Annotated in this window: 22 protein-coding genes; 21 read left to right on the top strand and 1 reads right to left on the bottom strand. The window is 40.3% G+C overall.

Annotation, left to right across the window (positions count from 1 at the left end; translation table 11 throughout):
• Positions 1-286 precede the first annotated feature (286 nt).
• The 21 genes from rpsB (at position 287) to ACRRSQ_RS01975 (ending at position 23,664) form a co-directional block, all read left to right on the top strand.
• The gene (gene rpsB / locus ACRRSQ_RS01875; protein WP_440873989.1) at positions 287-1,015 is read left to right on the top strand and encodes a 30S ribosomal protein S2; all 729 of its coding nucleotides are present in this window, start codon (positions 287-289) and stop codon (positions 1,013-1,015) included.
• 94 nt (positions 1,016-1,109) lie between these two features.
• Positions 1,110-1,946, top strand: coding sequence for a translation elongation factor Ts (tsf, locus tag ACRRSQ_RS01880; RefSeq protein ID WP_440873990.1), 837 nt, complete (start codon positions 1,110-1,112; stop codon positions 1,944-1,946).
• Positions 1,947-2,103: 157 nt separating this feature from the next.
• The gene (pyrH, locus tag ACRRSQ_RS01885; protein WP_440873991.1) at positions 2,104-2,847 is read left to right on the top strand and encodes a UMP kinase; all 744 of its coding nucleotides are present in this window, start codon (positions 2,104-2,106) and stop codon (positions 2,845-2,847) included.
• A 48-nt stretch (positions 2,848-2,895) separates the two neighbouring features.
• Positions 2,896-3,453 carry a ribosome recycling factor gene (gene frr / locus ACRRSQ_RS01890; protein ID WP_440873992.1) on the top strand — a complete coding sequence of 186 codons (558 nt, stop codon included), beginning with the start codon at positions 2,896-2,898 and terminating at the stop codon, positions 3,451-3,453.
• A 90-nt stretch (positions 3,454-3,543) separates the two neighbouring features.
• Positions 3,544-4,278 (top strand): isoprenyl transferase, encoded by a 735-nt coding sequence (locus ACRRSQ_RS01895; protein WP_440873993.1) that lies wholly within the window; start codon positions 3,544-3,546, stop codon positions 4,276-4,278.
• Positions 4,279-4,300: 22 nt separating this feature from the next.
• Positions 4,301-5,167: a phosphatidate cytidylyltransferase gene (locus ACRRSQ_RS01900; RefSeq protein WP_440873994.1), complete on the top strand. Its 867-nt coding sequence runs from the start codon at positions 4,301-4,303 to the stop codon at positions 5,165-5,167.
• Positions 5,168-5,169: 2 nt separating this feature from the next.
• The gene (gene ispC, locus ACRRSQ_RS01905) at positions 5,170-6,396 is read left to right on the top strand and encodes a 1-deoxy-D-xylulose-5-phosphate reductoisomerase (RefSeq protein WP_440873995.1); all 1,227 of its coding nucleotides are present in this window, start codon (positions 5,170-5,172) and stop codon (positions 6,394-6,396) included.
• Position 6,397: 1 nt separating this feature from the next.
• Positions 6,398-7,753: a sigma E protease regulator RseP gene (gene rseP, locus ACRRSQ_RS01910; RefSeq protein WP_440873996.1), complete on the top strand. Its 1,356-nt coding sequence runs from the start codon at positions 6,398-6,400 to the stop codon at positions 7,751-7,753.
• Positions 7,754-7,793: 40 nt separating this feature from the next.
• Positions 7,794-10,262 carry an outer membrane protein assembly factor BamA gene (bamA, locus tag ACRRSQ_RS01915; RefSeq protein WP_440873997.1) on the top strand — a complete coding sequence of 823 codons (2,469 nt, stop codon included), beginning with the start codon at positions 7,794-7,796 and terminating at the stop codon, positions 10,260-10,262.
• 51 nt (positions 10,263-10,313) lie between these two features.
• Positions 10,314-10,835 (top strand): OmpH family outer membrane protein, encoded by a 522-nt coding sequence (locus ACRRSQ_RS01920; protein ID WP_440873998.1) that lies wholly within the window; start codon positions 10,314-10,316, stop codon positions 10,833-10,835.
• Positions 10,836-10,960: 125 nt separating this feature from the next.
• Positions 10,961-11,998, top strand: coding sequence for a UDP-3-O-(3-hydroxymyristoyl)glucosamine N-acyltransferase (lpxD, locus tag ACRRSQ_RS01925; protein ID WP_440873999.1), 1,038 nt, complete (start codon positions 10,961-10,963; stop codon positions 11,996-11,998).
• A gap of 13 nt (positions 11,999-12,011) precedes the next feature.
• Positions 12,012-12,464, top strand: a complete 453-nt coding sequence (gene fabZ / locus ACRRSQ_RS01930; RefSeq protein ID WP_440874000.1) for a 3-hydroxyacyl-ACP dehydratase FabZ — start codon at positions 12,012-12,014, stop codon at positions 12,462-12,464.
• A 2-nt stretch (positions 12,465-12,466) separates the two neighbouring features.
• Entirely contained in the window at positions 12,467-13,237 is a 771-nt protein-coding gene (gene lpxA, locus ACRRSQ_RS01935; RefSeq protein WP_440874001.1) for an acyl-ACP--UDP-N-acetylglucosamine O-acyltransferase, read from the top strand.
• Positions 13,238-13,268: 31 nt separating this feature from the next.
• Complete coding sequence (gene lpxB / locus ACRRSQ_RS01940) at positions 13,269-14,441, top strand: lipid-A-disaccharide synthase (protein WP_440874002.1); 1,173 nt, start codon at positions 13,269-13,271, stop codon at positions 14,439-14,441.
• Positions 14,438-15,109 carry a ribonuclease HII gene (gene rnhB / locus ACRRSQ_RS01945; RefSeq protein WP_440874003.1) on the top strand — a complete coding sequence of 224 codons (672 nt, stop codon included), beginning with the start codon at positions 14,438-14,440 and terminating at the stop codon, positions 15,107-15,109. The genes lpxB and rnhB overlap by 4 nt, the downstream gene beginning before the upstream one ends.
• Positions 15,109-18,666, top strand: a complete 3,558-nt coding sequence (gene dnaE, locus ACRRSQ_RS01950) for a DNA polymerase III subunit alpha (protein ID WP_440874004.1) — start codon at positions 15,109-15,111, stop codon at positions 18,664-18,666. The genes rnhB and dnaE overlap by 1 nt, the downstream gene beginning before the upstream one ends.
• A gap of 70 nt (positions 18,667-18,736) precedes the next feature.
• The gene (gene accA, locus ACRRSQ_RS01955; RefSeq protein ID WP_440874253.1) at positions 18,737-19,693 is read left to right on the top strand and encodes an acetyl-CoA carboxylase carboxyl transferase subunit alpha; all 957 of its coding nucleotides are present in this window, start codon (positions 18,737-18,739) and stop codon (positions 19,691-19,693) included.
• A 43-nt stretch (positions 19,694-19,736) separates the two neighbouring features.
• Entirely contained in the window at positions 19,737-21,122 is a 1,386-nt protein-coding gene (tilS, locus tag ACRRSQ_RS01960; protein ID WP_440874005.1) for a tRNA lysidine(34) synthetase TilS, read from the top strand.
• A gap of 55 nt (positions 21,123-21,177) precedes the next feature.
• Positions 21,178-22,356, top strand: a complete 1,179-nt coding sequence (locus tag ACRRSQ_RS01965; protein ID WP_440874006.1) for a dicarboxylate/amino acid:cation symporter — start codon at positions 21,178-21,180, stop codon at positions 22,354-22,356.
• A gap of 192 nt (positions 22,357-22,548) precedes the next feature.
• Positions 22,549-23,007, top strand: a complete 459-nt coding sequence (locus ACRRSQ_RS01970) for a hypothetical protein (protein WP_440874007.1) — start codon at positions 22,549-22,551, stop codon at positions 23,005-23,007.
• An 87-nt stretch (positions 23,008-23,094) separates the two neighbouring features.
• The gene (locus ACRRSQ_RS01975; RefSeq protein ID WP_440874008.1) at positions 23,095-23,664 is read left to right on the top strand and encodes a PhnA domain-containing protein; all 570 of its coding nucleotides are present in this window, start codon (positions 23,095-23,097) and stop codon (positions 23,662-23,664) included.
• Positions 23,665-23,670: 6 nt separating this feature from the next.
• Here ACRRSQ_RS01975 and ACRRSQ_RS01980 read toward each other — a convergent pair whose 3' ends face one another.
• Entirely contained in the window at positions 23,671-24,129 is a 459-nt protein-coding gene (locus ACRRSQ_RS01980) for a methyltransferase family protein (RefSeq protein WP_440874009.1), read from the bottom strand.
• Positions 24,130-24,473: the final 344 nt, after the last annotated feature.

Below are 24,473 nucleotides of genomic sequence, written 5' to 3' on the forward strand. Positions count from 1 at the left end.
ACCCTGACCGTTAGTTGCTGGAGCGCCTAGTTTGCTAAATCATGCGATTTAATGCTGGTGAATATCGCGCTTTTGTGGTATAAAGTGCGCCGCTGAATAAATCGTCTTGTTTACTAAGTTAAATAAACATTTATCAGCGACTAAACGGTATTGCAAAAATTGCAATATTTTAACTATAAACTCACATACATCTTTTTAAGATATACCGGGGTGCTCCGCTTGAAAATTCAGGCCAAGGGTCGTGTATATTGGATGTATGAACGCTTAACCCCATAAAGGAAAAAAAATGCCAAACGTTTCTATGCGCGATATGCTTAAAGCCGGTGTTCACTTCGGTCACAAAACCCGTTACTGGAACCCAAAAATGAAATCTTACATTTTTGGCGCTCGTGACAAGGTTCATATCATCAACCTTGAACAAACTGTACCTATGTTTAACGAAGCATTAGCTTTCTTAAACAACGTTTCTTCTAAGAAAGGTAAAGTATTATTTGTTGGTACTAAACGTGCTGCAAGTGATGCGGTAAAAGCTGCTGCAGAAAAATGTGATCAATTCTACGTTAATCACCGTTGGTTAGGTGGTATGTTGACTAACTGGAAAACAGTTCGTCAATCAATCAAACGTTTAAAAGATTTAGAAGCTCAAAGCACAGATGGCACATTCGATGCGCTAACTAAGAAAGAAGCTTTGATGCGTACTCGTGAAATGGAAAAACTTGACAAAAGTCTTGGTGGTATCAAAAACATGGGTGGTTTACCTGATGCTTTATTTATCATCGATGCTGATCACGAGCACATCTCAATTAAAGAAGCAAACAACTTAGGTATCCCAGTAATTTCTGTTGTTGATACTAACTCAAACCCAGATGGTGTTGATTACATTGTTCCTGGTAACGATGATGCGATTCGCGCTGTGACTTTATACTTAGATTCAGCAGCAAACGCTGTTCTTGAAGGTCGTGAGCAAAACATCGTAGTTCAAGCTGAAAAAGACGGTTTTGTTGAAGCTGAGTAATCGCTTTAGTTAATCCTAATTTAGCATTTGATGCAGAAGTGTAAACTTCTGCATCTTAGATAAAACATTATTTGAATTTTTGAGGAATACTCACATGGCAATTACTGCTGCACAAGTTAAAGAATTACGTGAACGTACCGCTGCTGGTATGATGGACTGTAAAAAAGCTTTGCAAGAAGCTAACGGTGACATGGAACTAGCAATCGAAAACATGCGTAAATCAGGCCAAGCGAAAGCTGCTAAAAAAGCGGGTAACATCGCTGCTGAAGGTCAAATCATCATTAAAGATGGCGTTTTAGTTGAAGTTAACTGTCAAACTGATTTCGTAGCTAAAGATGACAACTTCTTAGCATTTGCTAACAAAGTTGCTGAAGCTGCTGCTGCGTCAAAGCCTTCAATTGAAGAATTACAAGCACAATTCGAAGAAGAGCGTATTGCACTTGTTACTAAAATTGGTGAAAACATCAACGTACGTCGCGTAGCATACGTAGACGGCGCTGCATTAGCTTCATACAAGCACGGTGCTACAATCGGTGTTGTTGTTGCTGGTGAAGGTGATGCTGAAACACTTAAGCACATTGCAATGCACGTTGCTGCAAGCAAGCCAGAATTCATCAACCCTGAAGATGTACCTGCAGACGTTGTTGAAAAAGAAAAAGCTATTCAAATCGATATCGCGATGAACGAAGGTAAGCCTCAAGAAATCGCTGAGAAAATGGTTACTGGCCGTATGAAGAAATTCACTGGTGAAGTTTCTTTAACTGGTCAAGCTTTCATCATGGAACCAAAGAGAACTGTTGGTGACGTGCTTAAAGAGAAAGGCGTAACTGTTACTGGTTTCGTTCGCTTAGAAGTAGGTGAAGGTATCGAGAAGAAAGAAGAAGATTTTGCTGCTGAAGTAGAAGCACAAATTGCTGCTGCTAAGTCTTAATCACTTATTTTTGAATATTATTTCAGCAATTAGTGAATAAAAGACGGCGAAAGCATTCTTTTTTCTATTTAGACTTTCGATAGTCTGCTAAACGTATTAAAATAGCCGCGGTCAAATTCGACCACGGCTTTTTTTTATCTACAGGAATGTTTATTTTATGAGCATCAACCCAAAACCAACATATCGACGTATTCTTTTAAAACTTAGTGGTGAAGCCCTTATGGGGGCGGAAGGATTTGGCATCGACCCTAAAGTGCTTGATCGTATGGCACAAGAAATTAAAGAACTTATTGAAATGGGCATTCAAGTTGGCCTTGTTATTGGCGGTGGTAATTTGTTCCGTGGTAAAGGCTTAGCTGATGCGGGCATGAACCGTGTTGTTGGCGACCAAATGGGCATGTTAGCAACTGTTATGAACGGCTTAGCAATGCGTGACGCACTTCACCGTGCTTTTGTTAACGCGCGTTTGATGTCGGCGATTGATTTAGCGGGTGTCTGTGACCGTTACAACTGGGCAGATGCTATTGGCTTATTAAAGTCTGGTCGTGTTGTCATTTTTAGTGCCGGTACAGGTAACCCATTTTTTACCACAGATTCAGCGGCGTGTTTACGCGGCATTGAAATTGAAGCTGACGCCGTAATTAAAGCCACTAAAGTTGACGGCATCTATTCAGATGACCCTGTGAAAAACCCTGACGCAGAATTATACCCTCATCTAACTTACCAAGAAGTATTAGAAAAAGAGTTACAGGTGATGGACTTAGCTGCCTTTACATTAGCACGCGATCACAGCATGCCACTTCGTGTATTTAACATGAATAAACCAGGTGCGTTAAAAGCGGTGGTTATGGGTGAAAATGAAGGCACAATTATCGACCACGCTGAAAATTTAGCAAAATAATTGTACGCGACATAATTAAGAATTGAAGATTTATTAAGGAATACTAACGTGATAGATGAAATTTTAGAAGATGCTCAAGATCGTATGGGCAAAAGCATTGAAGCGCTTAAAAATAACCTAACTAAAGTTAGAACAGGTCGTGCACATGCCTCTTTATTAGATAACATTTCTGTAGAGTATTACGGAATGGATACGCCACTTAATCAAGTGGGCAACATTACCGTACCAGATGCGCGTAATTTAGCGATCACCGTATTTGATAAGGGCATGATTTCAGCGGTAGAAAAAGCGATCTTAAAGTCAGATCTAGGCTTAAACCCGCAATCTAATGGCACGCTTATTCGTATTCCTTTACCACCATTAACTGAAGAGCGTCGTAAAGACTTAGTTAAAGTTGTTCGCAATGAAGCTGAAAATGGTAAAATTGCCATTCGTAATATTCGCCGCGATGCCAATTCTGACTTTAAGAGCTTGTTAAAAGAGAAAGAAATTAGTGAAGATGAATGTCATCAAAGTGAAGATGAAATTCAAAAAATTACTGATACTTTTGTTAAGCAAGTCGATGAGTTATTGTCAGCTAAAGAAGCTGAATTAATGGAAATTTAACGTTTATACGTTAATGAATGCCGTAGTTTGTTATTTCATATAATTGCTACGGCTTTTTTGTAAGTTAGAAAATTTGTGATTCGGTCAATCATGTCAAAATCTGAAATAAACATTCCTGAGCATGTTGCCATTATAATGGACGGCAATGGTCGTTGGGCAAACCTGCAAGGGAAAACGCGCGTAACCGGCCATAAAGCCGGTGTTGAAACTGTGCGTTCAACCGTTACAACTGCGGCAAAACTTGGGGTTAAAGCGTTAACGTTATTTGCTTTTAGTAGTGAGAACTGGCGTCGACCTGAAAAAGAAGTGACGGTACTCATGGATTTATTCATGTTTGTCTTAACACGTGAAGTTAAACGCTTACATAAAAACAACATCCGTTTTCAGGTGATTGGCGACTTAAGCCGGTTCTCTGAAAAGCTACAAAAAAATATTCATGCTGCCGAGCAGTTAACCTTGCAAAATAGTGGTATGGTGTTATCTATAGCGGCCAATTATGGTGGTCGTTGGGATATTACGTATGCAGCGCGTCAATTGGCTGAAAAAGTGGCTAATGATGAAATAACCGTTGCAGATATTACGGAATCTACCTTAAACGACTATACCAGTTTGGCTGACCTTCCAGAATTAGATTTATTGATTCGAACTGGTGGTGATTTACGCATTAGTAACTTTTTACTGTGGCAAGCAGCATACGCTGAATTTTACTTCACAGACGCATTATGGCCTGACTTTAATGAACAACAGTTTATGAAGGCTATTGAAGTGTTTGATCAGCGAGAGCGTCGCTTTGGTCAAACAGGTGAACAAGTCACCAAAAAATGATAATCAAAAAAAGGGTTTTGACTTGCTAAAACAACGAATTCTGACCGCGGTAATTTTGGCACCAGCTGCTATTGCTGCAATTTTTTATTTACCACTGCCATACTTTGCGGGTTTATTATTAGCGGTAATGGCAATTGGTGCATGGGAGTGGGGGCCTTTAATGGGCTTTGCCAACAAAAGGCGTCGACTCGCTTTTGTAGCCACCAATATATTACTTATTGCTGGTTTATGGTTTTTCCTACCACCAGAAACATTATGGCTGACCCATGAATCGTTAAGTGAACCTGCACTTTATATTTTATGGCTAGCGGTCGCTTGGTGGCTGCTCTCAGCAGTGCTTACTTTTGCTTACCCAAAATGCAGTAAATTCTGGTCTGCACATCGCTCTGTTCGCGGTATTTTTGGTTGGTTGACACTGGTGCCAACGTGGTTGGCATTTATCGTGATTCGTGGCAATGAATATCAAGCAGATCCATATCATGGCGCGCAGTTAATGATGGCGTTATTTATTATGGTATGGAGTGCTGACGTTGGCGCATACTTTGTTGGTAAGTCAATTGGTAAACGCAAACTTATGCCTAATGTTAGCCCAGGTAAAACCTTGGAAGGCTTTTTCGGTGGTGTGGTATTTGCGTGTTTATTAGTTGTAATTTCAGGCTATTTACTTCACTGGTCTGCAAGCCAATACCAATTAGCCCTAGGCGTGACCGTAATTATTACCACTATTTCAGTTTTAGGTGACTTAAACGAAAGTATGTTTAAGCGCCAAGCTGGAGTCAAAGATAGTGGTTCAATATTACCCGGTCATGGCGGCATTTTAGACAGAATTGACAGCTTAACCGCAACCGCACCTATTTTTGCACTTTGTTATGCCTTGGTTGGTTGGTAACTATGGCAAATAAACGACAGCTTTGTATATTGGGTTCAACGGGGTCAATTGGTCAAAGCACGTTAGATGTGGTTCGACGACACCCTGATAAATACCAAGTGATTTCTTTATCGGCAAATTCAAGCGTTGATGCTATTTTTGAACAATGTGTCGAATTTATGCCTGAAAAAGTGGTGTTAGTCGCAGTTGACGCTGCTGAGAAATTAAAACAAAAGCTGCAACAGGCAGAGCTTGAATCAATTGCCGTATATTCTGGTACACAAGCACTTATCGATATTTCACAAGACAGTCGCAGCGATACGGTTATGGCTGCTATTGTTGGCGCTTCAGGTTTAATGCCTACCTTGGCTGCTGTTAAACAAGGTAAACGTGTATTGCTGGCAAACAAAGAAGCATTAGTTACCTCAGGTGAAATATTCATCAATGCGGTTAAAGCATCTGGCGCGCAATTATTGCCAATTGATAGCGAGCATAATGCCATATTTCAATGTTTACCGGAAGCTGAACAACGCAAACCAGGGTTTTGTCAATTAGCCGACAGCGGTGTCAGTAAAATTTTATTGACCGGCTCTGGCGGTCCGTTTCGACATTTAGCGAAAGATGAGCTTGTCGATGTGACCCCAGATCAAGCTTGTGCTCATCCTAATTGGGATATGGGCAGAAAAATATCGGTTGATTCAGCGACTATGATGAATAAAGGCCTTGAGTTTATTGAAGCCAAATGGCTATTTAATCTTGAGCCTAAAGACATTCAAGTGGTGCTGCATCCTCAAAGCACCATTCATTCCATGGTGCAGTATAAAGACGGCTCAGTATTGGCGCAAATGGGTAATCCTGACATGCGCACACCGATTGCTCATGCGCTCGCTTATCCTGAACGAATTGATGCTGGCGTTGCACCGTTAGACTTTTTTGCCATTCGCGCATTAGAATTTCAAGACGTCGATTTTGATAAATATCCAAACCTAAAGTTAGCAATAGATGCATGTGAATATGGGCAAGGTGCTTGCACTGCGCTTAATGCCGCCAATGAGATTTCTGTTGAAGCTTTTTTGAACAATCAAATTAAATTTACGCAAATTGCAGAAATAAATGAAACTTCTATGAAAAAATTTGTCTCACAAAGGGTAACATGCATTGAAGATGTCATTTTACTTGATCAGCAAGCAAGGGTGTTTGCTCGTGAGCTGCTGTCAGCGATATCGATAGCAACTAAGGATGCTAAATAGCGTGTTTGATTTTATTTGGAATTTATTGTCGTTTGTTTTTGCGCTGGGTATTTTAGTTACAGTGCATGAATATGGTCACTTTTGGGTGGCAAGAAAATGTGGTGTTGAAGTACAGCGTTTTTCTGTTGGTTTTGGTCAGCCACTATGGCGAAAAACAGATAAATGGGGCACAGAGTTTGTTATTGCCTTAATTCCACTAGGCGGTTACGTTAAAATGCTTGATGAGCGTGTTGACGACGTTAAAGAGGAAGATAAGCACAAAGCCTTTAACAAGAAGTCGGTTTATCGCCGTATTGCTATTGTGGGAGCGGGACCTTTTGCCAACTTTTTGTTTGCCATATTTGCATTCTATTTAATGTTTTTAATTGGTATTCCTACAGTAAAGCCCATTGTTGGTGAAGTTGAGCCGCAATCAATTGTTGCACAAGCAAGCTTGCCCAATAATAGTGAGCTAGTTGAAGTTGCTGGTAAAGCGACAAAAGACTGGCAAGATGTTAACTTGGCCTTAGTCGGTGAAATTGGCAGCGCAACCATTGAAGTTAAAGCTAAAGAAGTTGGTAGTGATTATGTTAAGTCTTATCAATTAAATACTGAAAATTGGCAATTTAAACCTGAATCGCAGTCGGCATTAACAAGCTTAGGTATTAAGCCTTATCGACCTAAAGTTGATAATATAGTTGCCGCAGTTGCCAAAGACAGTCCAGCAAATAAAGGTGGCTTGTTAGAAGGCGATAAGCTTTTAGCGATTAATGGCGAACGTTTAAATGATGATTGGCACAGTTTTTCGACTGAAATTAAAAAGTACCCTAATCAGCAGGTGTCTTTGTTGGTGTCAAGACAAGGGCAAGAGCTTGAGTTAACCGTAAAACCTCAGGCGAAAAATATTGCGGGCAAACAAGTTGGATATTTAGGTGTTTCGCCAAAAGTTCACCCGTGGCCTGAGCAGTACAAGATACAAATTAGTTATGGACCCATTGATGCTATTGGTGAAGGTATTAATAGAACCTGGCAAATGGTGACATTAAGTTTTGACATGATCGGTAAGTTAATTACCGGTGATGTCTCGGTTAAAAATTTAAGCGGTCCTATTTCTATTGCGCAAGGGGCAGGGAATAGTGCTGGTCATGGAGTTGTTTACTTTCTAGGCTTTTTAGCACTAATTAGTATTAATTTAGGGATAATTAACCTTTTACCGCTGCCAGTACTTGATGGCGGGCACCTACTCTATTATCTTATAGAGCTTTGCACAGGTAAGCCTGTGCCAGAAAAGGTGCAAGAAATAGGATTTAAGTTTGGAGCTATGGCATTACTAGGGCTAATGGGTCTTGCGATATTTAACGATTTATCGCGACTTTAGTGAATATATTAAGAATAAGAAGTATATAAAGTTAATATTTATGATGATAAAAAAAATCGCCTTAGCTGTATTAATGGGCACATTAGCTACTAACGTAGCTGCTGAAGAATTTCAAGTTGAAAATATTGAAGTTAAAGGCTTACAGCGTGTAGCGTTAGGTGCTGCACTAACACATATCCCTTTTAATATCGGCGATACTCTTAATGAGTTTCGTATTTCCCAATCAATTAAAGCCTTGTATAAGTCAGGGCACTTTAACGATATCGTAGTGCTAAGAGAAGGCAATCGCGTTATCTACCGAGTACGTGAACGCGAAACTATTGCCGATATTACTTTCGAAGGTAACAGCGACTTAAAAGACGAGCAGTTAACCGAAAGCTTAGACGGTAGTAATATCCGTGTTGGTGAAACGTTAGATAAAACTGTTATCTCTGGTATCGAAACTGGTTTAGAAGACTTTTATCACAGTGTCGGTAAGTATAATGCTGATGTTGCCGCAGAAATTACCCACTTACCGCGTAATCGCGTTAACTTGAAGTTTGTTTTCGAAGAGGGTGATGCAGCAGCCATTCAACAAATTAACATTGTCGGTAATGAAGTTTTTAGCGACGGTGAGCTACTTAAGAATATTGAGTTAACGTATGACTCTCCTTGGTGGAACTTTATGGCGCAAGATCGCTATCAAAAGCAAACCTTACAAGGGGATATGGAAACCATTAAAAGTCATTACCTTGACCGTGGTTACCTAAGATACAAAGTTGACTCAACCCAAGTTTCAATGACACCTGACAAAAAAGGTGTTTATATCGCATTAAATGTTACTGAAGGTGAGCAATACACTGTTAGTGAAGTTGACTTTGTTGGCGACATGGCCGGTTTTGACCGCGCAATTCGTGCGATTAACCCTTTACGTGCTGACGAGTTATATAATGGTGCTGCGGTAACTTATACCGAAGAAGTTATCAGTAAGTTCTTAGGGCGCTATGGTTACGCTTATCCAAAAGTAACTACCATTCCTGAAATTAACGATGAAGATAAAACCGTTAAACTTTCCATTTCAGTTGACCCGGGTAAACGTATTTATGTTAATCGCGTTAACTTCATTGGTAACCATGTTACAGCCGATTATGTATTACGTCGTGAATTACGACAAATGGAAGGCGCGTGGCTATCAAATAGCTTAGTGGAAGGCTCTAAAGCTTGGTTAATGCGTTTGCCATATATGGAGAATGTTGAGTTTGAAACCAAACAATTACCGGGCGAAGATGATTTAGTTGATATCGACTTTACTGTTAAAGAGCAACCGTCAGGTTCATTTACCGCAGGTGTTGGTTATGGTTCAACCACTAAACTAAGTTTAAATGCCGGTATTCAGCAAAATAACTTTTTAGGTACAGGTAACCGTTTAGGTTTTAATGTCAATACTATCAGTTATTCGCGTAGTGCCAGTGTGTCATTTACCGACCCATACTTTACTGTTGATGGTGTGTCGTTAGGTGGTCAGTTGTACTACAACGAATTTGACGCAGGTAGTGCAAACTTAGTTGAATATAACAATAAAACTTACGGTATTGGTGCCAACTTAGGTTTCCCAATTGATGAATATATTCGTTTGAATTTTGGTGTGGGTTATAAGCATAACGGTATTACCCGTTTACAAACCTATGAACAAATTCAACAGTTTTATGAGATATACTCAGATCCTAATGATCCAGATGGCGGTTTAGAATTTAAAACGTTTGACTTGAATGCATCGATATCTCGTTCAACCTTAAACCGTGGTACTTTCCCAACGGCAGGTTCGCAGCAAAGTTTATCGCTAAAAGTTACAACGCCAAATTCTGACGTACAGTATTTTAAATTTAATTTAGATACTAAATGGTATTTCCCGATCACTCGTGATCAACGTTGGACTTTCTTAACCCGTTTTGAAGCCGGTTATGGTAATGGTTATGGCACAGTAAATGGTAACGACCAATTACTACCATTTTGGGAAAACTTTAGAGCAGGTGGTACTGGTACACTACGTGGTTTTGAAACCAACGTTGTTGGTCCAAAAGCGATATATCGTTACCCAACATGTATACCGGGTAGCCCAGATCCAAGTGGCGGTGGCGGAATTTGTTTAGGTGAAGACGAAGATTACATTGTTTTATCTGAACAATCTGTTGGTGGCAATGCGAAAGTATTAGCCGGTCTTGAATTGATTGTACCAACACCATTTTTAGATGAGAGTTTTTCAAACAGCGTTCGTACCAGTTTCTTTGTCGATGCGGGTAACGTTTGGGATACTGAATTTAATATGGATTATTATGAAGGCTTAGATGAAGCTGAGCTTGAGAAAATTGCAGACTTTTCAGACATTGGCCGCTTTAGAGCGTCAGGTGGTTTATCTATTCAGTGGATATCACCAATGGGACCTATGTTGTTTAGTTTTGCTAAACCTATTAAAGAAGAGCCTGGAGATGATACCGAATTTTTCAGCTTTAATATTGGTAAAACCTTTTAATTATATAAATAGCCCATATATCAGGCTTATAAACGAAAAAAATAGGAGTTCGTGTTGAAAAAATTTATTAAATCTATGGTGATGACAACTGCTGCATCAGGCTTATTACTTGCAAGCACAGCAATGGCAGCTGATCAAAAAATCGCAGTCGTTAATTTCCAAGAAGTGATGGGTAAAATCCCTCAAACAGCGACTGTTATGCAAAGTTTAGAAGCGGAATTTAAAGATGACCGTGCTGTAATCGCGCAACTTGAAAAAGACATTAAGTACTATCAAGAAAAGAAAAAGCGTGACGGTTCTTTAATGAGCGAAAAAGAAAAAGAAGAGCTTGATACTAAAATTGGTACACTTTTTCAAGAATACCAAGCAAAAGGTAAAGAGTTCCAACAAAAAACTGGTGCTCGTCAAAACGAAGAAACTAACAAAATTATCGCTTTAGTTCGTCAAGCAATTGATAACATCGCTGCAAAAGAAAAGTATGATTTTGTGTTAGAACAAAAAGCTGTTGTATTTGCTAAGCCAGAACACAGCATTACTGAAGAAGTTGTCGAACAAGTTAGCAAACTTAAGTAGTTTCTAAACTTAGTTTAAACAAAGCTCATTTAGCGATAACGTTAAATGAGCTTTATACTTTATAAAATTGATAGCTTGGCTATCAATTTTTGCTGTTTGGGCTTTTAAAAAGTGAATCATAAATAATGCCGTATACTCTCGCAGAAATTGCCAATATTATTGGTGCAACGGTGCAAGGTGATGAGACTGTAGTTGTCACATCTCTTGCCACTTTAAATCAGGCAAAAGCAGGGCAAATCGCTTTTTTAGCCAATAGTAAATACAGACAGCAATTAGACGACACCAAAGCTAGTGCCGTTATTCTTGCGCAAGATTGTGTTGAATCTTGCCCTACCAATGCATTGGTCATGGCGAACCCTTATATGGGCTATGCTATGGTTGCGCAACTTCTTAATACAACGCCTGCGCCTGCGACGAATATTCACCCTAGTGCTGTCATTGCGGATGACGCAACTATTGCTGAAAATGTCAGCATCGGCGCGAATGCGGTTATTGAATCAGGTGTTGTACTTGGTGAAAATGTATCGATAGGTGCGGGTTGTTTTATCGGTAAAAATGCCAAGATAGGTGCAAATACTGGGTTATGGGCTAATGTTAGTGTATACCATGATGTAGTTATTGGTGCTGACTGCCTTATTCAAGCAAATACAGTTATTGGCTCCGACGGCTTTGGTTATGCACCACACCAAGGGCAATGGAATAAAATACCGCAACTAGGCACGGTAATTATAGGTGACCGTGTTGAAATAGGGGCAAGTACCACTATTGATCGTGGTGCATTAGAAAATACAGAAATTAAAGATGGTGTTATTTTAGATAATCAAATCCAAATAGCCCACAACGTTGTGATTGGTGAAAATACCGCAATGGCCGCATGTAGCGTAATCGCCGGTAGTTCGGTTATTGGTAAAAACTGTACCATTGCCGGCCTTGTTGGCATTAATGGCCATATTAATGTTACTGATAATTGTGTATTCACCGGTATGTCGATGGTAACAAAATCGATCAAAGAATCAGGCGTTTATTCATCAGGTATACCAGTGACTAATAATAAAGATTGGCGTAAAATGAATGTCCGCTTAAGAAAGCTAGATGGCATGGCTAAACAAATTGCAGAACTAGAAAAACAACTAAAGCAATTTACCACTAACCTAGAAAAATAGAAGGAATAGTGACTTGGAATCACAAAATAACGTAATTGAAATTCAGGAAATTCAAACTTTAATTCCGCATCGTTACCCAATGCTACTTGTTGATCGTGTTTTAGACTACGAAGCCGGCAAGTGGTTACATGCAATTAAAAATGTTTCCTTTAACGAGCCAGTGTTCAACGGTCATTTCCCTGATATGCCAATTTTTCCAGGTGTAATGATTTTAGAAGCGTTAGCGCAAGCAACTGGTATTTTAGGTTTTAAAACAACCGATGGCCGCAAAGACAATGAAATGTACTTGTTCGCCTCAATTGATAACGCTAAGTTCAAACAGCCCGTAGTGCCAGGCGATACTATGCATTTGCATGTTGAGTTTGTTAAAGAGCGCCGTGGTATGTGGAAGTTTTATGGCGAAGCAAAAGTTGACGGCAAAGTAGTTTGTACTGCCGATTTAATGTGTGCAAGAAGAGTATTATAAACGTGATCCACGAACAAGCGATTATTGAAGCCGGTGCTGTCATTGGCAAAAACACTAAAATTGGTCCTTGGACCTATATAGCCAAAGATGTTGTTATCGGTGATAACTGCGAAATCAGCTCTCATGTAGTGATCAACGGGCCAACCAAAATTGGCAATGGCAACCGTATTTTTCAATTTGCCAGTATTGGTGAAGACTGCCAAGACTTAAAGTATGACGGCGAACCAACCGAGTTAGTTATTGGCGACAATAATACTTTTCGAGAAAGTTGTACCGTTCATCGCGGAACTATTCAAGATAACAGCCTTACCCAAATTGGTAGCAATAACTTGTTTATGGCTTATACCCATATTGCGCACGATTGCATGGTTGGTAGTAACTGCATCATGGCGAATAACGCCTCAATTGCCGGTCATGTTCATGTTGGCGATCATGCCATTTTAGGTGGTATGAGTGGCGTTCATCAGTTTTGTCATATCGGTGCACACAGTTTTGTTGCTGCGAATGCACTTATTTTAAAAGACGTACCACCTTATGTAATGGCTTCAGGTCAGCCAGCTAAACCATTTGGTTTAAACTCAGAAGGCATGAAGCGTCGCGGATTTGATAAATCAGTTATTTTATCGATTAAGCGAGCTTACAAAGAAGTCTATCGTAAGAGCTTATCAGTTGAAGAAGCATTAGCTAATATCGCTGAACAGGCCAATGAGATGCCTGAATTGAAATTATTTTCAGACTTCATCGAAAATTCTAGCCGAGGCATTATTCGCTAGCATTATTCTTTAGCACTGTTAACAAGTATTAGTGGTTACCAATATCGACACTTCAATTGCACGTAAAGATACAGCGCCAACATTTGCAATGGTTGTTGGCGAGCACTCAGGCGATACCCTAGGGGCAGGCTTGATGTCAGAGTTATTAATACAATACCCCAATGCTAAGTTTGTTGGTATTGGCGGCCCTAAAATGCAAGCCTTAGGTTTTAATAGCTTATTTGATATGGAAGAGTTAGCGGTGATGGGCATTTTTGAAGTGCTTGGCCGGATCTTTCGGTTATTGTCAGTAAAAAAACAGCTAACCCAATATTTTACTGATAATAAACCCGATATTTTTATTGGTATCGATGCGCCCGATTTTAATTTACGTCTTGAGCAATCATTAAAAGATATTGGCATTAAAACGGTTCATTATGTGAGCCCATCGGTTTGGGCGTGGCGTGAAAAGCGTATTTTTAAAATTGAAAGTGCCACCAATATGGTGTTGTCATTATTACCTTTTGAAAAAGAATTTTACGACAAACATGATGTGCCATGTACCTTTGTTGGTCACCCGCTAGCCGATGACATTCCTATGGTGTCAGATAAAAATGACGCGCGAAAAGCGCTTAACTTACCGCTTGATAAAAAAATTCTCGCCTTAATGCCGGGCAGTCGCGGTGGCGAGTTATCTCGTTTGATTGAGCCTTTTTTATTGTCAGCTAAAGCATTGCTCGAAGATGATGCCGATTTACAATTTATTGTGCCGATGATCAGTGACAAGCGTGCTGCGCAATTTACTGAACTCGCTAGCAAAATAGCACCAGAGTTACCCTTTACTCTACTGATTAATCAAACGCAACAAGCCATGGCCGCAGCTGACTGCCTATTAACTGCTTCAGGCACAGTGACATTAGAAGCGGCGTTAATTAAGCGCCCTATGGTGATCACCTATAAATTTAGTGCCTTAACGTACAACTTGTTTAAAGGTTTAGTTAAGCTAGAGTGGTTCTCTCTGCCGAACCTATTAGTGAAAAAATCGTTAGTGCCTGAATTATTGCAACAGCAAGTGACGCCTGAAAATATTATCCCATTAGTGAAAGAACGCTTGTATCAAAATCAAGAGTCTCTTAATCAAACCTTTACCGATATTCACCTAGCTTTAAAACAAGACGCCAGTAAAAAATCTGCACAAGCTGTTATGGAATTAATGAATTCATGAGTACTACCAAAACTACGACCAAGGTAAAAAAAGCAAAGAAAATTTTACCTACCTTTGAATACCCAGTTGCCTATTGCATCGCGGGTGTTGACGAAGTAGGGCGTGGGCCATTAGTGGGTGATGTAGTGACTGCAGCGGTGATATTAGATCCTGAGCATCCGATTGAAGGACTGATGGATTCAAAAAAGCTGTCAGAAAAAAAACGTGAATTATTAGCACAAGAAATAAAGCAACATGCGATTTCTTGGGCTATAGGTCGCGCGACACCAGAAGAAATTGATACCTTAAATATATTGCATGCAACTATGCTTGCTATGCAACGCGCGGTATTGGGGCTTAATGTTTGCCCAGATTATGTCTTGGTTGACGGTAATCGTTGTCCAACTTTTATTGGCGATAATGGCCAAATAGCCTGTGAACCTGTGGTTAAAGGTGATGATCGCGTTGCTGAAATTAGTGCCGCGTCAATTCTAGCTAAGGTGGCACGCGATGAGGAAATGATCGCATTAGATAGTCGTCACCCTGAATATGGTTTTGCCAAACATAAAGGTTACCCAACCAAACTACATTTAGAAAAAATTATCGAACATGGTGTGCTTGATTGCTATCGCAAGAGCTTTAAACCTGTTGCCGCGGTGATCGCTTCTTCGACTCAAGGCCAAGGTTAATGTCCCAGCTTAACGTTATTAGCGAATCATCTGAACAGAGCACAACTTGCGAGCGTGAAAACTCACCTAAGTTTGTGCACTTGCGCGTGCATAGCGATTTTTCAATGTGTGATGGGCTAAATAAAGTTAAGCCGATTATTGCTAAAGCGGCTGACCTAAATATGCCTGCTATTGCCTTAACTGATCAAACCAACCTATGTGGCTTAGTTAAATATTATCATGCCGCCCATGGTGCGGGTATTAAGCCTATTATCGGCTGTGATTTTTGGGTGAAAAGTGAAGAACTAGGCGATGAACTGTCACGCTTAGTGGTGATTGCCAGTGATAATGTTGGTTATAAAAACCTCACCGAGTTAATTTCAAAAGCGTATCTGCGTGGTCATATTCAAGGGCGCGCCGTTATCGATAAAGAATGGCTCATTGAATATGCCAAAGGACTTATTTTATTGTCTGGTGGCCGTGAAGGCGACGTTGGTAAGGTATTGATAAAAGGCAATACTGAATTAGCCGACACTATGGTGGCGTTTTACCAGCAATATTTCCCTAATTGTTATTATCTGGAATTAATTCGAACTGGTCGTGAAAATGAAGAAAACTACCTTCACTTAGCGGTTGAAGCGGCAGTTAAGTACGATCTGCCCGTTGTTGCCACCAACGAAGTGGTATTTTTAACCCCCGAGAATTTTGAAGCGCACGAAATTCGCGTTGCCATACACGATGGTTTTACCCTCGACGATAAACGTCGCCCTAAAAGATACAGCCGTGAACAATACCTTCGCAGCAGCGAAGAAATGTGTGAATTATTTTCAGATATTCCAGAAGCATTAGCCAACTCTGTTGAAATCGCTAAACGTTGTAACGTTACCGTCACCCTAGGCGAATATGTGTTACCTGATTTCCCCACCGAAGGTTTACCGATTGAAGATTATCTGGTTAAGGTTTCTGAAGAGGGACTGCAAGAGCGACTAGAGTTTTTATTTGATAAAGACGCGCCAGATTTTGCCGAAAAAAGAAAACCGTACGACGAGCGTTTAGCCATAGAGTTAGAAGTAATAAACAACATGGGTTTCCCCGGTTACTTCTTGATCGTAATGGAGTTTATTCAGTGGAGTAAAGATAATAATATTCCTGTTGGCCCAGGTCGTGGTTCAGGTGCCGGTTCATTGGTCGCTTACGCGCAAAAAATTACCGACCTTGACCCACTTGAATATGACTTACTTTTTGAGCGCTTCTTAAACCCTGAACGTGTTTCAATGCCTGACTTTGATGTCGATTTTTGCATGGACCGACGTGATGAAGTAATCGACCATACTGCCGAACTTTATGGTCGCGACGCCGTATCGCAAATTATTACCTTTGGCACCATGGCAGCAAAAGCGGTAATTCGTGATGTTGGCCGTGTACTGGGTCATCCCTACGGTTTTGTTGACCGTATTTCAAAACTTATTCCGCCAACGCCGGGCATGACCTTAGCCAAAGCCTTTGAAGAAGAACCAAAACTACCAGAAGCTTACGCGCAAGACCCTGACGTAAAAGATTTAATCGACATGTGCCGCATTTTAGAAGGTACAACACGAAACGCAGGTAAGCACGCAGGTGGCGTTGTTATTTCGCCAACTACTATTACCGATTTTGCGCCACTTTATTGTGACGAAGAGGGTAATAATCCGGTTACTCAATTTGATAAAAATGACGTTGAAGATGCGGGTTTAGTTAAGTTTGACTTCTTAGGATTAAGAACACTAACGATCTTGCAGTGGGCCATTGAAATGGCCGATGACAAACTGATCAAAGAAGGCAAAGAGCGTATTGATATTGCCAGTATCAATTTAGAAGACCCTGCCAGCTTTAAAGTATTACTTGCCGCTGAAACTACTGCGGTATTCCAGCTTGAATCCAGTGGCATGAAGTCACTAATCGCCAAGCTAAAACCCGATTGCTTTGAAGATATCATTGCACTTGTTGCCTTGTTCCGCCCTGGACCTCTGCAATCAGGCATGGTTGATAACTTTATTGAACGTAAACATGGCCGTGAAGCAATAAGTTACCCCGATGAAACGTGGCAACATATTGACTTAAAACCGATTCTTGAGCCGACCTACGGCATTATTTTATATCAAGAGCAGGTCATGCAAATTGCGCAGGTATTAGCTGGTTACTCTCTTGGCGGCGCAGATATGCTTCGCCGTGCTATGGGTAAGAAAAAGCCTGAAGAAATGGCCAAGCAGCGCGCCGGCTTTGAACAAGGCGCGGTAAATCGTGGCGTTGATGGCGAACTCGCCATGAAAATTTTTGACTTGGTAGAAAAGTTCGCCGGTTATGGTTTTAACAAATCTCACTCTGCTGCGTATGCCTTAGTTTCCTATCAAACACTGTGGATGAAAACCCATTATCCAGCGCCATTTATGGCAGCGGTTATGTCTGCAGATATGGATAATACCGATAAAATCGTCACCTTAGTTGATGAATGCGCCAACATGGAGCTCGATTTATTGCCGCCAGATGTCAATGCCGGCCAATATAAATTTACCGTGAACGACGAAAACCAAATTATTTATGGTTTAGGGGCTGTTAAAGGTGTTGGTGAAGGGCCAATTGAAGCGATTATTAAAGCACGAGAAGAGGGCGGACCTTTCGCCGATTTATTTGATTTTTGTGCTCGTCTTGATTTGAAAAAAACCAATAAACGTATATTACAACGTTTAATTAAATCAGGAGCGATGGACGGTCTTGGGCCAAAACATGGCAATGGTCCTCATCGCGCCGCGATGTATGAAACATTACCTGAAGCGATAAAAGCGGCTGAACAACACGCTAAAGCACAAGCTATTGGGCAAAACGATTTATTTGGTTTGATTAATGAAGAGCCTGAAGACAGTCGTCAATCCTTTAAAAATGTGCCACCGTGGCCAGAAGAAGTATGGTTAGAGGGTGAAAAAGAAACCTTAGGTCTGTATTTAACCGGTCACCCGATCAATCGCTATTTATCAGAAATTAAACATTATACGTCAGGGCGCTTAGTAAGTATGCAGCCAACAGGGCGTGATAGCTCGGCAACCGCGGTTGGTTTAGTGATTGGCGTACGCGTGTTAGTTAATAAAAGAGGCCGTCGTTGGGCACTTGTCACTCTAGATGACAAAAGTGCACGCATTGATGTACGTTTGTTTCCTGATGATTACGATGCGTTTCAAGATTTACTGGTTAATGATGCTATATTGGTCTGTAAAGGACAGGTCAGCTTTGATGATTACTCCGGTGGTATTACAATGACCGGTCGCGATATAATGTCGATTGCTACTGCGCGAGAAAATTATGTAACATCGCTAGATGTTCAGCTTAATCAGCACGCTTTAGCAGAAGACTTTATTGAAAATTTTACGCAAGTATTGTCCCCTCATAAAGACGGTACTTGCCCTGTACGTGTATTCTATCAGCGTGAAGAAGCGCAAGCTATGATGGAGCTTGGTGTACAGTGGCGGGTTACGCCTGCCGACATTTTATTACATGAATTGAAGGTTTTACTGGGTGAAAACAGTGTAGCCTTACAGTTTAACTAACTTAACAAAGATTAGAATAATGCTTACTTGCACTGATGCAGGTAAAGAAAATTTAGGTGAAAATAAAGATATGTCATTAAATTTTTTGGATTTTGAACAACCAATTGCTGAGCTTGATGCCAAAATTGAAGAGCTACGTTTAGTCAACAATGGCCAAGAGCTTAACTTAGATCTTGAAGAACAAATTTCTCAATTGCGTGAAAAGAATGTTGAACGTACTAAAAAGATTTTTGCAAACTTAGACGCATGGCAAACTGCTCGTGTCGCTCGTCATCCTCAACGTCCGTATACTTTGGACTACTTACCACGTATTTTTACCGAATTTGATGAACTTGCTGGTGATCGTGCTTATGCTGATGACAAAGCCATTATTGGTGGTACAGCGCGTTTAGATGGTCGTCCAGTGATGGTGATTGGCCAACAAAAAGGTCGTTCAACAGCTGAAAAAGTAAAACGTAATTTTGGCATGCCGCGTCCAGAAGGTTACCGTAAAGCTTTGCGTTTAATGGAAATGGCAGAGCGTTTTAATATGCCGATCATTACTTTTATCGACACCCCTGGTGCTTACCCTGGTATTGGCGCTGAAGAACGTGGTCAATCAGAAGCAATCGCGACTAACTTGAAAGTTATGGCGCGTTTAACGGTACCAATTGTTTGTACTGTTATTGGTGAAGGTGGTTCTGGTGGAGCATTGGCTATCGGTGTGGGTGACAGAGTTAACATGTTGCAATACTCAACCTATTCTGTAATTTCACCAGAAGGTTGTGCTTCTATCTTATGGAAAACTGCAGAGAAAGCATCAACTGCTGCAGATGCGATGGGGATCACAGCTAACCGTATTAAAGAGTTAGGATTAATCGACAGTGTTATTGAAGAGCCATTAGGTGGCGCGCACCGTGATGTTGACCAAATGGCTGCGTTTTTAAAGCAAGCGATTAAAACTGATATTGCTAATTTAGAGTCGCTTTCTAAAGAAGAACTTATCGAACAACGTTACCAACGTTTAATGTCATACGGTTACTGTTAATCGAATAAGCTAGCTCACTGAGTGTGAGCTAGCGTTATTTCTTATGTCATTAATTGAATCGACGTTATCTTCCTTTTGCCAGCAATTAGCGCAGCAACATATCGCTATTGCCTACAGTGGCGGCGTCGATTCTCAAGTATTACTTCACGCCTTAGCAAAACTTAAAACGCAAAATAAAATTAGCCATTCTATTTCTGTTTATCACATTAACCATGGGTTAAGTGATAATGCGCACCTTTGGCAAATGTTTGCTCAACAGCAAAGCCAGAAGTTAGGCCTACCAATTAAATGCATTAAGGTTGATATTGATCTTCAAAGCAACCAAAGTCTTGAAGCCTTGGCACGAGACGCTCGATATCAAGCCCTTCAAAGCCATGTAGAAGCTTCCAGTGCGATTGTTACTGGCCATCATTTAGATGACCAAGCCGAAACCTTTATATTGGCACTTAAACGCGGCTCTGGTTTAAAAGGTTTATCTGCCATGAAAAGCCATTCATTGCTAGGTAAACATAATTTAATGCGGCCATTACTAACAGTTTCTCGCGGTGATATTGTTGAATATGCGCAAGAACATCAACTTGAATGGATTGAAGATGAGTCTAATTTAGACCACCGCTTTGACCGAAATTTTCTTCGTCATCAAGTCATGCCATTATTAACTGAGCGCTGGCCAAGTATGACTCGCACTATTAGCCGTGCCGCTCGCCATTGCCAGCAAGGTCAAACGCTATTAGATGAATTGGCACAAGAAGATCTCAATCTTTGTTATCATCAGGCTTCAGGTGAGCCGAGTTTAGTGATTGAGCATTTAACGACTTTGTCAAAAGCACGATTTAACAATCTGTTGCGTTATTTTCTTAGCTTACATTGTGATTTAATGCCAAGTACTGAGCAGCTTGCGCAGGTTCATCAACAAATTTCAGTCGCACCAGATAAATGCCCACAAATCAAAGTGGGTGATCATTGGCTGCGCCGTTATCACGGTTATTTGTATTTAACGACCGATTTTACTGATATTAGCCAACACAACATAACGTTAACGGATGAACTTAAATTACTTAATTTAGATCAGCATTTATATGTTGATTTGCCCGATAGCTTGGCAAGTTTAACGCTGCTAAAATTTAGCGCTGGGCAAGTTTGCCAAGCTGAGAATTTTGTCGATGTGTGCCTGCCTCAGCCTGAGCAAAAGGTGACGATTACTTTTAAACATACTAATCCTAAATGCTTACCTCATTATCGGCAGCAGCGCAGGCCGGTGAAAAAGATACTGCAAGAGCTGAATATTCCTCCTTGGCAGCGGCAACGTATTCCATTTTTATACTATGATGATCAGCTAGTTGCAGCGCTTGGATTTTTTGTTTGTAAAGAATATATCCCACAACAAGTTTGTGACAAATTGTGCATAATGTGGCAGCCGACCTCATAACAAGGGTAGAATGCAGCGGTTATTATTTAAAAAATACCCTTAACATGGAGCCCTTATGAATTTAGTTGTAAAACTCATCGCTGGTATAATCTTAGGAATGGTTATCGGCTTATATGCGCCGAACTTTCTTATTGAATTGGTCTTTACTGGGCAAACCATTATTGGGCAGCTTATAACCTTTACTATCCCACTGATCATTTTCTTTTACATTGCCAGTGGTATTGCCTCTCTTCCTCAAGGATCTGGTTCGTTGCTTGGTAAAACTGTGGGCTTAGCGTATGGCTCCACTATTGTTGCTGGTACGTTAGCTTATATTGTTGCAAGTAATGTTTTACCGCACTTTACATCAGGCAGTATGCCAAAAGTTGCTGAAAATGCGCATGAATTAAGTAGTTTTATTAATATTACCATTCCACCCATTTTTGATGTGATGAGTGCATTGGCACTTGCCTTTATTATTGGCATTGGTATTAGCGCTATTAATGCAAAAACATTAAGAAATGGAATTAACGAAGCGCGTGGCATTATCGATTTGTTGCTATCTAAAGTGATTATTCCATTATTGCCGTTTTATATTGCCGGCGTGTTTGCACAAATGAGTGTAGAAGGCACCGTATTTACCACATTAAAAACCTTCGGCATCGTATTGTTACTGGCCATTATCATGCACGGATTATGGCTAACGATTATGTATGTTACTACCGCAATGTCGATGGGCAAGTCTCCTGCAAAACTTTTATCAAACATGATGCCTGCATATTTCACGGCTTTAGGAACTATGTCGAGCGCTGCGACTATTCCTGTGTCGTTAAAAGCAACTAAATCTAATGGCGTTAAAGATGAAATTGCAAACTTTACCGTACCTCTATGTGCGTCAATTCATTTAAGTGGCTCAACGATTACCTTAGTGACTTGTGCAACTGCGGTTATGCTATTAACACCAGAGCTTGCTTTACCAAGTTTTGCTGGCATGGTTGGTTTTATCTTAATGTTAGGTGTGACTATGATCGCAGCACCTGGTGCTCCTGGTGGCGCGGTTATGTCTGCACTTGGTTTGTTAGGTAGTATGTTAGGTTTCACTGATGCTGCGCTTGCTTTGATGATCGCTTTATATATGGCGCAAGATAGTTTTGGAACTGCCTGTAATGTTACTGGCGACGGCGCTATTTCGTTATGGGTGGATAAGTTTGCGAAAGAAAAAGTAACTCCTGTAGCCACAATGGTGCAAGAATAACTTAGCCTTGAAACGTTAAAATTAAACAAAACGATGAGTCAAGTTGGCTCGTCGTTTTTTAGTTTTAGTGCACTATAATTTGTATCCCTAATAGCAAAACCCTACAGAATCGTTACATTTGATCACAGAGGTGTAGTGATTTACTCGCTAAAATCAGCTTATTAATTAAGCATGTTCTAACGAGGAAATCCTATGTACATTCAGCCAATAACCCGTGCAAATAATCTTCGTTCATGTGCAGGCAATAATGACTTAAGAAAAAAGTCACAAACTTCAAGTAATGAAGACAATTGGCTATTGAGATCAGACTCAACGCTTGAATGCCCAAGTGAAACGAGATCATTTAGCTCAGCTGTTTCACACTATTTTAGCGAGCAAAATCAGCAAAGAATAATTGAGCAACGCTTAAATACATTGCAGTCTGAATTAAAAGAAATGCAGACTGAATTAGCAAGCATGTTAAATAATATTCGTGCGCTAAAGCCTCATTACCAAAGTAAAAGTGGTAACGACTTTGTTACATCAGAATACCTGGTAAAAGAAACAAAGACAGCAATAAAAGAAGTTGCTGATTTATCTCTTTCAGCAACACACCAGTATTTAGAAGCCGTTACACCTGCAACGCCTTCTTCATTTGCTATTGCAGTTTAATTACAGAGTTAGTACTACTACCCCTTACCATTTACAGGCATAATAGCGCTTTATTGTTTGCCTCATTATCAACGTGAAATTCTAATTATGTCTACAGAAAATGCTTTAAAACAACGCAGTAATAGCAGCTGTGAATTATGTACATCAACTGCTCAATTATCAGTAGTGGAAGTGCCACCAACAAGTGATGGTAGCGCTCAACAATGTATTTATTTATGTCAAAATTGCTTAGATCAAATTGAAGGCAAGTCAGCGCTAGATCTTAATCATTGGCGTTGTTTAAACGACAGTATGTGGAATTCTGAGCCTGCCGTACAAGTGATGTCATATCGTATGCTACATAAGTTATCGAGCGAAAGCTGGGCACAAGATGCGTTAGATATGATTTATTTAGAAGATGATGTGAAAACATGGGCTGAACAAGGCATTGCCGCTGAGCGAAGCAACGGACCAACTCGTGATAGCAACGGGGCTGAACTGCAAAACGGCGATAACGTTACCTTAATTAAAGACCTAAAGGTAAAAGGGGCTAACTTTACCGCGAAACAAGGCACTATGGTGCGTGGCATTTCATTAACTGATAACCCAGAGCATATTGAAGGTAAAGTTAACGGCACCCGTATTGTGCTAGTTTCAGCATACTTGAAAAAAGCCTAATTGCTTTTATAACCAACGACGTACTTTTTGTTGGTAGTCGATATAGTTTTGTTTAAATTGGTGCTTTAGTGCTCGCTCTTCAGGAATGATTTGAAATTTAACGATGTACCAGAAAAACAATGGTATAACGACAAAACAGAGTAGGTTTTGTAGCCACAGTGTTACTGAAATTAAAGCCAATAGCATGGCAAGGTACATAGGATTTCTTGAATAGGCAAAAATTCCTGAATCGACGACGGCGCTGGTTTTTTCAGGGGTCGTTGGATTAACGGTTGTTTTATTGCGGCGAAAATCAAGCACAGCTTTTACGCCAATTAATAGCGCCAATGCAAATAAGGTTAAGGCAAGTATTGCTGTACTCGCTACTTGGTAATTAAACTGCGCAAAGCAATATTTCAACGCAAAAGCAATGAACATCGCTATAGCCAGCTGCACTACGGGGATCACTTTTAGTTCTAGATTCATTTTTGCTGATAAGGCTTATTTAAGTCGTTATAGTTATCAATACCTTACCTTAAACAAATGCAATTGGGTAAATAAAATATTAGCAGCTAGGTTGACAGTTAACGCTGTTAGCCTGATGATGAGTCAAGATTACTTATTTTTGTCCGCTTTTTTACTAGGTTACTAATGAACAAACAAACCGTCACATTAAATCGAGTTAACCGCTGTCTTAGCCGTAAATGGCTAATGCTGGTGATTAACCGATTTCTGCTGCGGTAAAAATAAGTGTAATTGTTAAAAAACTATTTTTATAAAACCGCAGAAATTTACTCTGCGGTTTTTGTTTTTATAGACCTTATAAATAT

The sequence above is a fragment of the Thalassotalea sp. PLHSN55 genome (genome assembly GCF_052030545.1).
Taxonomy (GTDB): domain Bacteria; phylum Pseudomonadota; class Gammaproteobacteria; order Enterobacterales; family Alteromonadaceae; genus CANMXU01.